Raw genomic sequence first — 16,362 nt, 5'->3', positions numbered from 1 at the left:
TAACATCACTAATTTTATATACCTGTACACATAGGCCGATGGTTTATCTCTTTTTCTACTTGTTCCATACTATTAAGATACCAAGCTAAATCATCGATGTGATCCGATAAGTAAGGGATCCAAACTAAATTTTCATCCGATGCAATAGACCATAAACTTTGGTATAAAGGTTCTAAATTTTGCTGGCAAGCAGATGATCCTGCTTGAGTTTGAGAGGGGTTATAGGTTTCAATCATGGGAATAATAGCCGCGATTTTTTGTCTTAAAGCCAAAGAATTAAAATCAACATTGATGACGTCATGAATGTGATTAACGTTAAGAGATGTTGTGAGGTTTACTGTATATTGTGCCTGCCAATTAGCGGCATCTTTGTACGAAAAAAAGGCATCCATTGCCATTTTTAGGGTATCAACATAGCCATTAGGGATATCAGCTATCATCCAACGTCGAATATCAGCGGGTAATATTTCATTAAATAGCACCGAGCTTGATTCAGCCGAGTTGGGGGCAAAATGACCTGAAGTGCGCATTTGCAGTTGGGCCAGAGCAATGTATCGGTGAAAATCACCGATCTGTGAGCTGAGCCATCCGGAGTTATGCTGGTTAATTTCGGCGCTTAAATTAACTATTTTAGTCTTGGCTATTTTTTTTAATTCAGACTGAGAGTAAATATGGTCTTCATGATAGGCTTGATATAATGTTTGGTAGATAGCGGGAGCAAAACGTTTAAGATCAAAGGTGTCTGGTTTGGCAAAGTGTCGATAAACTGAATAATCTTTATAAAGCCATTGATCCGTGATGGCTCCAGGTAACAGTTTGACTATTCTGCGAATTCTCCCTTGGTGTACAGGCGCATTTTTTCCTTCATAATCGGCCATCCAATGTTCAATGTCATGCAGTGAGCTACTCTGGGTAATACCGTTATTGGCCAAATAGCTTGAACTCCAGCCACTACAATCGTAGCTGGATTCACAGCCATAGTTGGTGTCAAATAGTGCGAGTTTTATCCTCGCTTCGGATTCTTTTGCTGTTTTTTGTGTCCAGTAGCGAGATGTAAATCCAGATATTTGATTATCAAACCAGCTTTCAAGGGGTTGAACATGCCAGCCATTGTGAATAATACTGTCAATTTCTCTATCAAATTGTGTTAAATAAACAGTTTTTTGAGGCAAAGTAATTTGACTGAGTACAGGATCTTTCCAAGGTTCGAACATACGAGAAACAGCGGGAACCCAACCTATTTTATTACAAGATCCCCAGCTCCAACTGACACATGTTTGATATGCTTCTTCGAGTATAATAATGCCAGTAAATAGTTCTGTTGGAGTGATGGAACGGCCATATTCACTGCGTACTAATTCATCCATAGCCGTATTGGTAGCTTGGGTCATAATAAATGAATGGTTTTTAACCACGGAACCAGATGTAAATAGTTTATTGATAGCAGCGGTACCAGCAAGTTTCATCTTGTTAATTAATTTGAGTTTAATTTGTTCAATATTGACATGTGCAGTTTGGGCTATCTGGATTTTTGATTCGATGGCTTTGTTAAATAAGGTTCTAATTTGCGTTTCGCTTGCAGAGGGGATCTCCCCCTTACTGAAGTGATAAATTTGGCTCATTAAATTGTGTAATACAGTATATTGGCATTGTTCAAAATTGTTAATTACCGTATCTAGGTCATAGACAGGCCTTTCACCCTCGTTAGTTAGAGCGCTGAACTCACTATCGCATACCATGTCATTGTCGCGGAAAAAATTTTTTTTTCCTTTGTAGTTGGCTGAGAGCAAGTGTGCGATGCCTTTATATAATTCTTGATCTATGCCACTTATCAATTGGCGCGCTATTATTGTTTGAGCATTGACACTATCAAGATAGTATAACTGGTACCTCATACTGACTTCATTGACGATATTAGTAGTGGCATTTTTCAGAAATGTTTTATAGCCCGTCGCATATTTTAGCCAATGTTCTTTATCTTTGAACTCCTGTTCGGTGAACAGATCCTTATGTAGGGTATAACTGTAATGTTTACCGCTAGCCATCGCATCCCAACGATCGGCATAAATCTTAGCATCTATGTCTCTTTGGGCTATTTTGAATAGACCAAACCAATCTACCAGGCTAATGATCGACTCAAATTTATCATAAGAAGTGGCACTTTCATTACTAAAGGTGTCAGCGATATTCTTACTCCATAGACCAATGAAAGCAGCATCACCGATCGGACCTAATGCCTCAAGTGTTTGGCTACCTAAGCTGATAGTCGTGCGCCCCATTGAACGTAACAAACTTTTAGAACTCGCAACGGAGAGCTCAAAACTGGTAGCCGGGCCTTTAGCAAGCTTTGCTGCAGTTTCGCTATAGACGAGTTCATTTTCAGGTAATGCTGCTTTTTCGATAAGTGAGGGGGATTGTTTAGGGTTAAATAAATGATTAACTTCAATACGATCGCTTGACGCCAAGTATTGTTTTTTTTGGTAATTTAAATAGTCATGCTCATTTAATAAATCAATCTTTTTATAGGGCGTACACAGTTGAGCTGCAGATGAAAATGCGGGTATGACACATAGTGCTAGTAAAGCTATTTTTCTGTTAGACATAAATATAAGGAGTTCTTGATGAAGTTAAGCCATCTGTGATCAGCTTGAGTGAAATTGTGATCTTTATTTTAATGACAACAAATAAATAGGGTTGTGAATGATTGTGAATTAATCTGATAAGATATGAAAAGTGTTGAATTAATCTGATTTGATACGAAATAAAATGAATTGATGTATCTTTTTTGGTTTTTAAGTTTATCAATATGTGTTGTTGTTTCGTGTCGGTTGGTTTTGTTTTATAGTTTTATCGTATGTTGTTGTTTCGTGTCGGTTGGTTTTGTTTTATAGTTTTATCGTGTGTTGATGGTGTGGCATTATTTGATTAACTATCGAAAAGTTACATGGGTTGTTTGTTAGATGTTAATACTTATTGTTTAAGTGGTTGTTGACATGCATGGCTATATTTAATGAAGCATAGAGCTGAATTATTTTCAGCTCTATGCTTTGTATACTTTTAAGCTTTATTGCCTATTTTAGCCGTTAATGTATGGTTTCAACTATTGGCTCTATTATGGCTTCATCTTCATGCCAAAAAAGATCTTGGCGGTTTTCATAGCGTTCCGTAAAAGACATTTCAGGGCTTAAATCGTATTTTAAGGTGGTTTTGAGCTTCTCAAATGCCGCGTCAGCAACCTCTGCCGATGCAGTCGCATGTGGGTTAATCAATAGTTCAGCGGTTCTAGCATCGACTTTTTCTTTGATGATGCTAAGGTTAACTTCAGTATTGTTAAAGGGCCCAACGGCAAACATAATATCTTCTGGTGGAATATTAAGGGTGGCGACTTCATGTAAGGTTTCACCGCGCAATGAAGTATTCACAGCAACGCCACCGTGATTGAGTTCGATAGCGTAAACATAACCTCGTTGGTTATGAATGGCGTAACTGACAGCAACAGATTCATTTGTGCTGGTTGATATCACACCACGAATGGCTTTGGTGTGTTCAGCTAAACTGATATATTCAACGGGGCCCACTCTGCGATTAAAACCGCTGTGGAATAACTCATCAGGTAAGCGTTCATCTCCTCTAAACGTTGTTATACCCGTTAATTCAGTTTCATAACTGCGTAAAAATGGCATGTTTTCGATTTCTGTTTGAGCTTGTTGATTTAAACGATGCAGCGCTTTCACATCATTTAATTTGGCATAAGGATCGACTTTCATCTCAAGCTCTAAAAAATCGCGAGTGACATCATCAAGACGCCCTCCCATTTGTGCATAGCCGGAACCACCCAATCCTGGTCGTTGTGGGAGATCTTCTGGCAATAATATTTCAGACTGTACTGTATTTTCATTGCTTTGTTCTGAGTTGACTGACCCCCCAACTTCTTCTCCTGACTCACTGACGCCACCACCTTTTAAACCACCACGACTCAGCCATTGTACCTCGCCAGTGTCATAGGACAGCGTTCGCATTACGCGTGCATCCGAAATAATACGTCCACTTAATGGATCAACTTCCTTGTACATTCCAAAACCATCTGCTTTAAGCAATACATTTCTGGGTTGATCAGTGAGTGTTACCCCAAGCAATTCTTCACCGGTCTGAGGGTGCTCGATAATTTTGGGGATATGAGTGAAGCCTGTCATTTCAGATTCAGTAATACCCGGATTTAAAAGGATTTGGTTATCCATGCTTTCCGAAACAGTCACGAGAGATTCGGACACATTACGGCCATATTTTGCAACCGTTGGAATGACCGCTGTAGCAGCAAGTAGGGCAGTGTTAACCGCCGTCATTTTAGTGCCTTGTAAGCGTTCTGCTAATGTGTCGCCGTTGATAGACTGATCAATACTTAATCCAAGTTGAGTCGAACCAATAGCCAGAGTGATTGGTATGCCGAGTTCTGGTAATATAACATCCATAATGGGTAATACGGTGAATAAGGAATAAGTGGTGCTAAGAATATAGTCGCGCTCTGATTCACTATTAGATTTTATGACAGTATCACCATCACTGGCCATTCTGGCTTTTTGTAGTTCAGTTAGGCGTGCAAATACATCATCATAAATCGGATGTTTTTTCTCCATTAAATAAGAGTCATCCCATGAATTATCTGCTAATCCGTTTAATGCTGAATTGATACCGTAATAGCTGACACCATCTTGGCGATCATATAGGCTGAAGTGCTTAGCTAATGCCAGTTTTGATTTGTCGGTTTGTATTGCTTTATAAATAATCTTTTTTAAATGACGTTCATTATTAAAAGGAATAAAGGCCTGAGCAGAGCCTGGGATATAAAGTAAACCTGCGTCATGGCCCTGCTGCTCTATAACTAAAATGTCAGTTGCATCGTAGCCATAAATATCAAAACGGTAGACATAAATATCTTGTGAACGTTGACCTTTAATAATGGCATTGGCGAGTTGGTATTGTGCTTGGGTAAGTAAGCCAAGTTGGTATTGTTGGTAGGCAGAAAAAGCGAAACTATCGCGCATTAGATGAGTAAATTTTTCGCCATAAGTTTGCCAAAAATCTTTTAGCGCCGCGGTGTACGAAGCCTGAATATCGAGATCGTAATAGGCGATGTCCCATAATTTGGAAGAAAGCAGCCGAACATCATTGTTTTCATTATAACGGCTTGCCCCTATTCCTTGCTTATAAACACCAGTGTAGAGATCTATCTCTCCGGGAAAACTGTCACGAAATTGATTAAAAACATTCAGTATTGCGGCCTGAGTTAAGGTATAAGACCTTTTTGGTTGAGTGAAATGTTCCCAACCGTTATAGCTCCTTGGACTGTTAACGGCACCATCAAAATAGTTGTAGAAGGTATTGTCTGGATCTATATCGTGATAATTGTGTTTTTCTAATGCCTTTTTTAATTCTTTGGCCGCGATCATTTGAGGGTCCGGGATCTGCTGAACAATTTGGGCATGATCTCGAGCAAAACTTATTTTCCAAGCTTGATCATAACGTATAGCTAATGGGTCTGGTGATGTTGATTGAGTTGGTAAGTTAACTTCATTGTTAGATATATCGGCTAATACATAGAATGGATTGAGAGTTAATGCAATGGTGAAGCTTATACTCAGAGATAATTTACTTGTCATATGTTCCCTTGGTAAATGTAATATATTATTTGGATTTATTTTAAATAAGGAAGCGCATATTAAAGATGAATTATATTTTAGCAATGAATATCAGGTACGACCACTAGGTGGTAAGGGTTACTTTTTACTTTATAACATACACTTTAGTTTTTATTTTTAATGTGGATATGATGAAATTGATATAGCAATGATTGAGGTGTAAAAGTGAAAAGTATTTTTAAAAATACATGAAAGTAAAATTGTGTATTGATTTCTTCGGGATAATTAAAATGATTTTAGAACATAATATGTGACTATATATTCATACCAGTAAGGTGTTTTATATTATATTTTTTTGGAATACATTGACCTTATGTCCCATAAAACTATCTCGTCCTCGTTCAGTCATACCGATTTTTTTAGCCAGAGCTTCGGAACCTTTGTTACCTAACAAGATAAGGGCGATGATATTATTTATGCTCAAACTTGGCATTTCAGCAAGTGAAGCATTAGCTGCTTCAAAACCGATCCCTTTTCCCCAATATTCTGGAAGATAGCGATAACCTAGTTCGACCTCATTAAACTCTTGTACAAATATCGGCCCACAAAATCCAATCACCTTGTTATCCATTTTATGCTCAACTGCCCAGCGACCAAAGCCAAACTGCTCATAATGAGGAAAAATAAGTTCATTTAAGATATCTTCAGCTTGTTTAACCGATGACATAGGCTCTCCAGGGATGTAGGTTAATATCTCTGGAATGCTATTTAACAGAAAAATGGCTTGTTTATCTTCCGCGGTAAAGCGACGTAATATGAGCCGTTCAGTTTCAGCAACAATCAAGTTTTCTCCTTACACTATTGAATAGATAAATAGGTTATTTTTTGATGATAAGGATACTACACCATTTGGATTGAAATGTGTTCAGTTTAGTCATCACTTGCGGATTAGTATTACTTTTATTATGTCAATTATTTCATCTCCTAAATAGCTTGATAAGATGAGTTATGTCATTGTGTTGCCAGTACCAGCGATGTTAAACGTAATGATTATCTCGCTTCATGTAGGAAAATGTGACGTATGAATAAACAAGAAATAGTGCAATTAGTGAATGAATTCCCTTTAGTGGCCGAGTTAATGAGCCTTAAGCCCTTAAGTTGGTTTAATCCTAATGTGACAAGTTATGCTGAAGCATTACCTTATGTCGAATTGACTGAGGTTGATGTGAAAGAAACCAGTGACAGATTGGCGAGATTTGCATCGTTTCTTTGTCGTGTATTTCCTGAAACAATAGCAAGTAAAGGGATCATAGAGTCACCTTTACTTGCTATTTCGACAATGCAAATAGCCTTAAGTGAACGTTATGAGACAAAGCTTTTAGGTAAAATGATGATCAAACTAGATGCTCAGTTGCCTATATCGGGTTCGATTAAAGCCAGAGGTGGAATTCATGAGGTGCTGCAACATGCAGAAAGGTTAGCACTTAACGCAGGGATCCTTAAACTTGATGATGATTACAGTAAGCTTGATAGTGATGTGTGTAGGGCTTTTTTTAACCAATATAAGATAGCTGTCGGATCCACTGGAAATTTAGGTTTGTCGATTGGCATTATTGGTGCTTGTTTAGGTTTTAGGGTAAGCGTGCATATGTCAGCCGATGCTCGTCAATGGAAAAAAGATCGTTTGCGCAGTCATGGGGTTAATGTGGTTGAATATGAATTCGATTACAGTATTGCAGTTGAGCGTGGCCGCATTGAAGCTGAGGCCGATCCATGTTGTCACTTTGTCGACGATGAAAACTCGACTTCGTTGTTTTTAGGTTATGCGGTTGCGGGTGAACGACTAAAGCAGCAACTTATTGAACAAGAAGTGGTTGTCGATACAAAGCATCCATTGTTTGTCTACTTGCCTTGCGGTGTTGGTGGTGGTCCCGGTGGGATCGCTTTTGGTCTTAAGCAAGCCTTCGGTGATAATGTACACTGTATCTTCGCTGAGCCGACACAATCACCCTGTATGTTATTAGGCGTTCACACTGGGCTGCATGATAAAATAGCAGTGCAGGATCTTGGGATTGACAATATCACTGCAGCAGATGGATTGGCAGTAGGGCGTGCTTCAGGCTTTGTTGGTAAGGCGATGGAACGAATGATCGATGGTTATATCACCATTAGTGATGATGAGATGTATCGACTATTGGGTATGATGTATGATACTGAAGGTCTCAAATTAGAACCTTCAGCTTTGGCTGGAGTACCTGGTATTGTTCATGTATTGAATAACGAAGCATATCTTGAGCGTATGGGACTTAAAGGTTTGCTGGCTAATGCGACTCATGTGGTTTGGGCTACTGGCGGCGGTATGGTGCCTGAAGTTGAAATGACTCAATATTTGCAGCAAGCAAGAGTCTAGATAGCTGTTGAGTTCCGCAGACACCATTTTTATCCTTTTGAGTATAATATTTCATTGATTGAGGTCTTTTTATTACGCTAATAATTAAACTGTAATCTTGTTTGGTTATTGTAAACATTATGTTTCCTTTATTCATTTAAGATGGATGGGAAATATGGGTGATCAGTTCTATGATGAATTGAATTCTATAATAACAAATGGGTCTCGCTGATGAAAATATTCACCTTACCTCTAATGTTGCTCTTGCCTGTATTTGCATTTAACGTCAATGCTAGTGTGTTTATGAGTGAAGCTTTATACGGTACGCTAAATAATGATGCCGTGGTGGAGAATATTGAACGGTTTAATGCAGGATGTACTGAAGTCGATTTAAGTCAATATCGAACGACAACAAACAGTACTCAATTCGTTGCAGATTGGCCATCGATTGATAAGGCGGTTAATCAAGATTCTGGATTGTTGACGATCAATTGTGATGATCGCAAGGCGACTGGATATGACCAACTTGACAATGATCAGACTAAGGTCAATTTGAGTGCTAATACTGGGCAAACATTGAAATACATAGCGGATCTTCCTGTTGGCGTGACTCAAGTCAGTGTGACCATGATGGGGGGAAGGGGAGATGGGGATCTTTATTTGCGACAAGGTCGTGAGCCAAGGTTAGATACACATGATTGTGCATCTTACTTAACAGGCAATAATGAGCAGTGTTTGGTCACCAGTCCTACGGCTGGGAGATATTATATTAATATCTATGCTTATGAAGCGTTTAGTGATGTGAGTATCGTGTTTCAGTATCTTACAGAAGACGATAAGACTGGCCCAGATAAAAGCCATAGTGAGTATGACTTTGCCACTTATTATGCTGATGCAATAGGCCAATCAGGCGCGGCATTAAAAGACCGTTTAAATGTGATCATTAAGGGGCATAAGCAGTTAAGTTACCGTGAAGTATGGGACGGATTAGGTTATGCCGATGAAGATCCTGCCAATAGTAACAATGTGATCTTGTTATACACAGGTCGCTCTGAGCCAAAAATAAACCGTGTTGGCATGAGCCATTCACTCGATGCATGGAATCGTGAACATGTGTGGGCGAAAAGTCATGGTTTCCCTGACAGTAACATGCATGCTTATACCGATATGCATCATCTACGACCAGCAGATGTGACTGTTAACAGCAGTCGAGGTAATAAGGATTTTGCTCTCGGAGGCAGTGAGATATCTGAAGCACCAGGTAATTATGTTGATTCAGATAGTTTTGAGCCCAAAGATGACATTAAGGGTGACGTCGCACGTATGGTTTTCTATATGGATATCAGGTATGAAGGCAATGATAGTAGTGGTACACCTAACTTAACGATTGCTAATGGTATTACTCAAGTTGGCCAAGCTTTACTTGGTGATCGCTGCATGCTTCTTCGTTGGCATCAACAAGATCCTGTTAGCGATTGGGAACGTCGGCGTAATAATCGCATCTTTGAGTGGCAGAAAAATAGAAACCCTTTTATCGATAATAGCGCTTGGGTCAGTGATCTTTATGCACAATCTTGTCAGTAACAGATTCTAAGTTGAGTGTTTTTCGCTCATTAGTCTGAAATTAATCAGCACAGCGCTATGACTACATTTGTTGCTTGGCCGCTAGGCTAGCCTTTTGTAACTGCTGACTTTGTCCCCAATATTGAGCGAATTCTTCCAGTGTCATACCGGATTTATTGGTTAACTTAGCATCACAGTCTTGGCGGTAAAGTTGCTTCATAATGGCGAATTCAGCTTTGATAACAGCCCCCATAATCGCGGTATTTCCACGTTTATCCTGCAAGCATGCATTTGCGCCATGATTGAGTAGTGCCTCAATAGCTTGTTCTTGACCGTTATAGGCTGACACCATCAGTGCTGTATAGCTTTGGCTGTTACGCTGATCAACAGGAAATCCGGCTTCTGCAAAATAATGAATGACTTCGACATTGCCAGTTCTGGCAGCAGCAAAAAAGTAATCATTGAGTAATGTCGCTTTAATTGCTCCTTCATCTTTGTTATTTGTTAACTGCGTTTGATCCAAAAAAGAGATAGATGAAGGGACACTTGCTGCAGTGTTTGTAAGGGGCTCTATATACGCACTTTTGTCACCTTCGTGTGCTTGTTTTCGCACTGAGGCACTGGCCGTATAATAAGTAATACAAAATATGGTGAAAAACACAGCCAGAGGAACACTGATAGTAATAAGTATCGATTTAATCGTGAATGATTTTTTCATTGAAAACACCTTTAATATCAGAAACTATAGGTTTGGTTAATTTAAGTATGAACCTGTGATCCGGTTGCCTGTAAGAGGTGCTCGCTAGATCTCAGCAAAGTAACGACTTACAGGACTTATTTTCTAATCAATATACCGAGTAAAAAATTACATTTTTGCTCTTTGCTTTACTTCACTGAGATCGCCATCGACCGCTTTCGTCAGCCTTTTACCGAAGTCTTTATCAGCTCGGTAGAAGTAGCTCAACATTTGGTGTTTCACATTGCCGTCTTCTACTTGTCCCAAATCACCAGATAAGTTGGTGATGAGATCACTTTTATCTTGCTTGCTTAAGCCACGATAAAAGATCCCTGCTTGGGTAAAGTTATCTTGTTGATGGATGACTTTTTGCTGTACGCTTCCTGTTAAAGCTGTGTTGACTGAGCGATAACGATTATCTTCGGCTAATGCTAAATGTGTGCTTGGCTGATAGTTAATATCACTTGCTGTATGCCCTTGATTTGATGCTCCATCTTGATTGTGATTAACCACTTTTACCTGTGTTTGGTTAATCGGGATCTGTGATAAATTAGCACCTAAACGATATAGCTGTGTATCGGCATAGGAGAATATGCGTCCTTGAAGCAACTTGTCTTCTGAAGGCTCGATACCTGGAATTAAGTTCGAAGGGGCAAATGCGACTTGTTCTGTTTCTTGGAAGAAATTATCAGGTACACGGTTTAGGGTCATGGTGCCCACAGTGGTTTCTGGTACATCGAGCCACATTTTCGTTGCATCGAGTGGGTTATAATCGAATTTACTCAAATCTTCAGGGCTCAGCACTTTGACTTTTAGATCCCATTTAGGGAAATTACCTTGATTAATTTGAGTATAGAGATCATCGGTTAAGTGGTTAAAGTTTTTAGCTTGCATCTCGGTGACTTCATTGGGCCTTAGCCCTTCAACACCTTGCTGGCTTTTCCAGTGAAACTTCACATATTTAACTTGATTATCATCATTAATAAACTTATAGGCATGCACACCCCAACCGTCCATTTTACGGTAGCTTGAAGGTGTGCCTAAATTTGTGTACACCCAAGTTAACATGTTCGTTGCCGTGCCTTCATGACTAAAGAAGTCGAAGTAGCGATTCGGATCTTGAATATTGGTAATGGGTGAAGGTTTAAGTGAGTGCACCATGTCTGGAAATTTTATCGCATCACGAATGAAGAAGACTGGCAGGTTATTGCCCACGAGATCCCAATTGCCTTGATCAGAATAGAAGCGTGTCGCAAATCCACGTGGATCACGTAAGGTTTCTGGTGAGCCTTTTGAATGGATGACCGTTGAAAAACGCACAAAGACAGGTGTCACTTTACCTTGCGCTGCAAATGGAGCTGCTTGGGTTAGATCACTTAGGTTATCGCTGGCCACAAATTCACCATGAACACCTGTGCCTCTGGCGTGAACAACACGCTCAGGAATACGTTCACGAGCGAAACGTTGTAATTTTTGGATTAACTGGACATCTTGTAAAAGTACGCTGCCATTATGACCTGCAGTGATTGAGTTTTGGTTGTCTCCTACTGGAGCACCATTGTCACGGGTTAATGTTTCAGCCTGAACAGTCAATGCCAGACTTATCGATAGTACAACACAGCTTTTTATTCTTATATCCATGGTTATCCTCTTTATTTACAACGAAGGCTCTTTTTGCCTGCAAACAGTGTAAGACGAGAATAGAGATTAAAAGAAAAGGTCTTTATCGATTGAGTGAATCATAAAAATCTATTAAGAGAGTATTCTTTGCAATTCATCCCTCCTTTTTTCTATGATATTGACTGAAGGTTCAGCTGTAAAAATTATTGATACTAAGTGAATATTTTTGAAAAGAAGCATTGAGGCTTGTTCGGTGTTAGGATCAAGCTAAAATCAGATGCCTATTGTTAATAAAAATAATAAGATTCTTATAATCAGTAATATATATGACGACTTTACTTCCTGAAGACATGATAACCTTGACCCATTTTTTATCTACATTGGGTTTACCTAAGACGATTGAAGTCAATACGTTAAATGTGAACAAGCTTTCGCTTAATGGAAAACGTGTTTTATTAGCTCAAAATAGTCAGCAACGGTATGGCTACTTTATTTTGTCAGGAATATTAAAGGCCTGCCATTTTGATAAGCAAGGAGTCGAGCGTTGTAAGGAGTTCTACTTTGCTGGGGAACTTTGTTTTCTTTATCATAGCTGGTTAACGGATAAACCCGCACAATATCAAATTGAAACCCTTGATAAAGCCTGTGTGGTTCAAATCCCATTAGGGTTACTTGCTTTGCCTGAATGGCTCCCTGCTCAGTTAAGTTTACTGAAAAGACAGTTGTTGTTTAAAGAGCAAAAAGAAGCATTTCTGTTGTTAAAAAACCCTGAGCAGCGATATCAACACTTACTCAATTTTTGGCCTTTATGGGTTGAAAAACTTAATAATATTCAACTTGCCAGCTATATCGGTATTAGTCCTGTTAGCCTTTCAAGGTTAAAGTCGCGATTGTTACGTTAAATTTTTGCTGCTTAACTTAAGTTAATTCCTTTCGCTTTGCTTCTTGGCATAATGCTTTTTTAGTTTATGCATCAGTCATAGAGGGTAAAATTAGTGTCTGTATTTGTTTGGTCTCAGGTGTTAATTGCCATTGCGATTTTATTTGATTTCGCATCATTTCAATGTAAACAGAGACAACACATTGTCAGTTGTTTGTGTATATCAGGTATCTTGATCTGTACCCATTTTATATTACTTGAACAGTGGACCGCTGCTGGTTTAATGATGTTGGCGAGTGTTCGGTATTTTTTAAGCATTTTTACCACGTCGAAGCGACTAATGGTGTGTTTTCTGATTTGTGCCTTAATGATCACATTAACGACCTTTTCTGGCTTGCTCAGTGTACTAAGTTTTAGTGGCACAATATTTCAAACTACCGCGGCTTTTTGCCAAAGCGATCAAAGGTTACGCCAACTTATGATCGTGGGGACCTCATTTTGGTTAGTGCATAATTACCTAGCAGGATCGCCAACAGCAGTCTTGATGGAACTGCTGTTTATTGGCAGTAATTTACTGGGGTATTATCGTTATTATGGTATTAGCTGGCAGATCAAAAAATCCGCAATGTTCAATAAATAAATACAGGTTAAGAATGCGCATTATTTTTATATCTTGCATAACGGTTTTTATGGCACAACTCGGTATTACTATGTACTTGCCAGCTGTGCCAATTATATCGATGGAACTTAACGGTACACAGCAAAATACCTCTCTAGCCCTTGTGACCTTTTTAGTAGGTATGGCTGCTCTAATGTTAGTGTGGGGCAGTTTGAGTGAGAAATATGGCCGTAAAACCATTCTTCTAGTGGCCATCGTACTTTATATTGCTTCGAGCATAGGTATTTGTTTAGTAAACGGTATTGAGTTATTTATTCTGCTTCGTTTGGTTCAAGGGCTAGGGGCTGGCGGAATGTCCGTGATGGCGCGTGTGTTGATTAAAGATCAATTTAACGGTGTACAATTAGCCAAATCACTATCTTGGCTATCGATAGCTTTTGTTTTTACCTTAGGTATTGGGCAATATTTTGGCTCAATCTTACTCGCGCTTTTCGGCTGGCGTTCTATATTTGGCTCATTGGCTGGTGCAAGTGTCATTCTGTTAGGTGTCATTAGCCTAACGCCTATCATAAAAGTACCACTACCTGCAGCTAAATTATCTTCATTACAAGCTTATAGTCGACTGTTAACTAGTAAGGATTTTATGCTTCCTACACTGATCGGTGGTCTTGGCTATGGCACGATTATTGTCTTTAATACTAGTGGGCCATTTTTGTTTCAAAACCTAATGGGCTGGAGTTTCACCCAATATGGTCAACTCGGCTGGTTGATAAGTCTTGCCTACTTTATGGGATCACTGATTGTTAATCGCAATGTCGTTAGAACAGGGAATAATGTTATGTTGCTAGCAGGGATTTGCATCATAGTCGGTGGCAGTACTTTAATGCTGGTGGGAGGTGTATTACACAATGAAGTATTACTGTGGTTACCTTATTGCTTTGCAGTATTTGGGCAAGCAATGAGTTACCCTACAAGCTTGGCTATTGCTAACGACAAAGCTCCAATCGCCAGTGCACATCCAATGGTATTATGTGGATTTTTACATCAACTTATGGCGGCAATGATCGGCACCTTAGCCAGTCAATTGCCCATCAACTCTTTCTGGGCTGCACCGTTACTTATGTTTATGTTATCTGTAACCGCGCTAATGTGTATGATTATCAACTTAACAGGGACCCGAGTCAGGTCTTACATATAGAATTTCATGATTTAATCGGACATTTAAATGATTTTACTTCCCATTTACCAGCAACACTTATTAGCCAGTAGGAAACACTATGAATATAGCCATTCTCACTTTTGAAGGATTTAATGAACTCGATTCATTTATCGCTGCTGGCATATTGAACCGAATGAAAAGTAGTGGATGGAATGTGCAAATAACATGTCCGTCTGATTTTGTAACATCAATGAATGGTGTAAAAGTCAAAGCGCAGCAGCCTCTAGAGTTTGCAAATAGCGCTGATGCAGTGTTGGTTGGTAGTGTATACCCAAGCTACCTTAAGATGCAGGATTCAGCATGTCGAGAAGTGACAGAGTTTAAGGCATGAAATTGATGGACTAGTTATTCTAATTCAATATTTCATAACGAATAAATATGTTGCTTCTCGCCATGCCCTGTGGGAGTTCCCATAGAATACCTGCACTGCGTTAGTGTTATCAACAAGGGAACAACCATTCTCTCAATCACTGCCTTATTCAGCCATCCTATGGGGGCTCTGAAACGAGCACCTTGAAGTGGCTTGGGTATATACCCGTAACATAGTTAAAGATAAGAGCATATTGAGTAGGCTTAATTTGGACCCATCTAATCAATTGGTGTGTGCGCAATGTTCTGGCGCACTACTCTTGTCAGTGTTGGGGATTTTAGATGGTTTACCGGCTTGCACCGATTTAACAACCAAGCCATGGGTCATTGATGCCGGAGTCGAGGTGTTAAATCAGCCATTTTTCGCAAAAAATAACATTGCAACTTCTGGTGGCTGTATGGCATCTCAATATTTAGCCACGTGGATTATTGCTAAATTAGCGGGTAAAGGGTCTGCTGAATCTGCAATCCACTATGTGGCTCCAGTGGGTGAAAAAGAATCGACTGTGGTTCATAGCATGTCGATAGTGTCTCCATATATTCAGCAATTAGAACGTGCCTAACAATATTTTAATTTAAACCAGATTATGTGTGCTAGTAAGTTGTTATCAATGTATTTTCTGCTAGGCTAATCCTAGATAAAGCGGTGAAAACCAGAGATTATGCTTTCAGGGGAGAGAATATGAAAAAATTACGCTTACTGAGTGGGATTTTTTTTATATTATTGTTATCCACATCAGCCACAGCAGCCCCTGATATTCAGGGATACTACATGGGTGGAATGGCAGGTTACAGTGAATTAAGTTTAAACGATGCTAATGAATCGGCAAGCAGTTTTGGTGGTTATGCAGGTTACAGCTTTGGTAAAGACTTGTCGTTTGAAAGCACCTTTTTTACGACGACGGATTTAGGTGAAGAGAGTAATCTAAAGGCGAAAGCCGCAACCTTTGCGGCCAAACTTAATCATTTTTTCAACCCTTCTTACTCTATGTTTATTAAGGTTGGGGTTGCTAAAACCCAAGTTGAGTCCGATCAAGATGATTATTCAGCTTCCGGTTGGATGTGGGGAGTTGGGTTTAATTTTGCAGTGACGACTCATGTTAATGTTCGTCTTGCTTATGAGAAAATTCTAGCAGAGTTAGAAAATAGTACTATTAATAATGTATTAGAGTCAGAACTGTCTAATGTTTATTTAGGGGTTAATTATCAATTTTAGTTTTTTTGAGCGCTATGCTTGAGGCTATTTTAGTGCTTTTTATGTATGTGTATTCTTCTTGTCCCCCATTAGTTCGTATCAATTACGGTTTACTTTGTAAGAAAATCCAGTAAAA

At 39.2% G+C, this 16,362-nt stretch carries 13 protein-coding genes; 8 read left to right on the top strand and 5 right to left on the bottom strand.

The features are described from left to right. Positions 1 to 14: 14 nt before the first annotated feature. From HQQ94_RS17340 to HQQ94_RS17330, 3 genes are all read right to left on the bottom strand, one after another. Positions 15 to 2,603, bottom strand: coding sequence for a hypothetical protein (locus tag HQQ94_RS17340; RefSeq protein ID WP_173295591.1), 2,589 nt, complete (start codon positions 2,601 to 2,603; stop codon positions 15 to 17). Positions 2,604 to 3,083: 480 nt separating this feature from the next. After that, the gene (locus HQQ94_RS17335; protein ID WP_217274062.1) at positions 3,084 to 5,657 is read right to left on the bottom strand and encodes a dermonecrotic toxin domain-containing protein; all 2,574 of its coding nucleotides are present in this window, start codon (positions 5,655 to 5,657) and stop codon (positions 3,084 to 3,086) included. 319 nt (positions 5,658 to 5,976) lie between these two features. Next, a complete protein-coding gene (locus HQQ94_RS17330) occupies positions 5,977 to 6,480 on the bottom strand; it encodes a GNAT family N-acetyltransferase (protein ID WP_173295590.1) in 504 nt (167 codons plus the stop codon). Between the two features lie 237 nt (positions 6,481 to 6,717). Here HQQ94_RS17330 and HQQ94_RS17325 point away from each other — a divergent pair, with 237 nt between their 5' ends. Together HQQ94_RS17325 and HQQ94_RS17320 are read left to right on the top strand one after the other, a co-directional pair. Then, positions 6,718 to 8,046 (top strand): D-serine ammonia-lyase, encoded by a 1,329-nt coding sequence (locus HQQ94_RS17325; RefSeq protein WP_173295589.1) that lies wholly within the window; start codon positions 6,718 to 6,720, stop codon positions 8,044 to 8,046. Positions 8,047 to 8,256: 210 nt separating this feature from the next. Then, positions 8,257 to 9,609: an endonuclease gene (locus tag HQQ94_RS17320; protein ID WP_173295588.1), complete on the top strand. Its 1,353-nt coding sequence runs from the start codon at positions 8,257 to 8,259 to the stop codon at positions 9,607 to 9,609. 61 nt (positions 9,610 to 9,670) lie between these two features. Here the strand turns inward: HQQ94_RS17320 and HQQ94_RS17315 are convergent, their stop codons facing one another. Then, on the bottom strand, positions 9,671 to 10,306 hold the full coding sequence (locus HQQ94_RS17315; protein ID WP_173295587.1) for an ankyrin repeat domain-containing protein: 636 nt from the start codon (positions 10,304 to 10,306) through the stop codon (positions 9,671 to 9,673). A gap of 147 nt (positions 10,307 to 10,453) precedes the next feature. After that, on the bottom strand, positions 10,454 to 11,965 hold the full coding sequence (locus HQQ94_RS17310) for a catalase (RefSeq protein ID WP_173295586.1): 1,512 nt from the start codon (positions 11,963 to 11,965) through the stop codon (positions 10,454 to 10,456). A gap of 305 nt (positions 11,966 to 12,270) precedes the next feature. Here HQQ94_RS17310 and HQQ94_RS17305 point away from each other — a divergent pair, with 305 nt between their 5' ends. The 6 genes from HQQ94_RS17305 to HQQ94_RS17280 all read left to right on the top strand — a co-directional run bounded on the left by HQQ94_RS17305 (position 12,271) and on the right by HQQ94_RS17280 (position 16,247). Continuing rightward, positions 12,271 to 12,846, top strand: coding sequence for a Crp/Fnr family transcriptional regulator (locus HQQ94_RS17305; protein ID WP_173295585.1), 576 nt, complete (start codon positions 12,271 to 12,273; stop codon positions 12,844 to 12,846). A 93-nt stretch (positions 12,847 to 12,939) separates the two neighbouring features. Beyond that, complete coding sequence (locus tag HQQ94_RS17300; RefSeq protein ID WP_173295584.1) at positions 12,940 to 13,464, top strand: YgjV family protein; 525 nt, start codon at positions 12,940 to 12,942, stop codon at positions 13,462 to 13,464. 13 nt (positions 13,465 to 13,477) lie between these two features. Next, a complete protein-coding gene (locus tag HQQ94_RS17295; RefSeq protein ID WP_173295583.1) occupies positions 13,478 to 14,641 on the top strand; it encodes an MFS transporter in 1,164 nt (387 codons plus the stop codon). A gap of 79 nt (positions 14,642 to 14,720) precedes the next feature. Continuing rightward, positions 14,721 to 14,993: a hypothetical protein gene (locus HQQ94_RS17290; RefSeq protein WP_217274061.1), complete on the top strand. Its 273-nt coding sequence runs from the start codon at positions 14,721 to 14,723 to the stop codon at positions 14,991 to 14,993. Positions 14,994 to 15,240: 247 nt separating this feature from the next. Then, the gene (locus tag HQQ94_RS17285) at positions 15,241 to 15,594 is read left to right on the top strand and encodes a hypothetical protein (protein ID WP_217274060.1); all 354 of its coding nucleotides are present in this window, start codon (positions 15,241 to 15,243) and stop codon (positions 15,592 to 15,594) included. Between the two features lie 119 nt (positions 15,595 to 15,713). Next, positions 15,714 to 16,247, top strand: a complete 534-nt coding sequence (locus HQQ94_RS17280) for a porin family protein (protein WP_173295582.1) — start codon at positions 15,714 to 15,716, stop codon at positions 16,245 to 16,247. Positions 16,248 to 16,362: the final 115 nt, after the last annotated feature.

The sequence above is a fragment of the Shewanella sp. VB17 genome, assembly GCF_013248905.1.
Taxonomy (GTDB): Bacteria; Pseudomonadota; Gammaproteobacteria; order Enterobacterales; family Shewanellaceae; genus Shewanella.
This window is presented reverse-complemented; position numbering and strand designations above follow the sequence as displayed.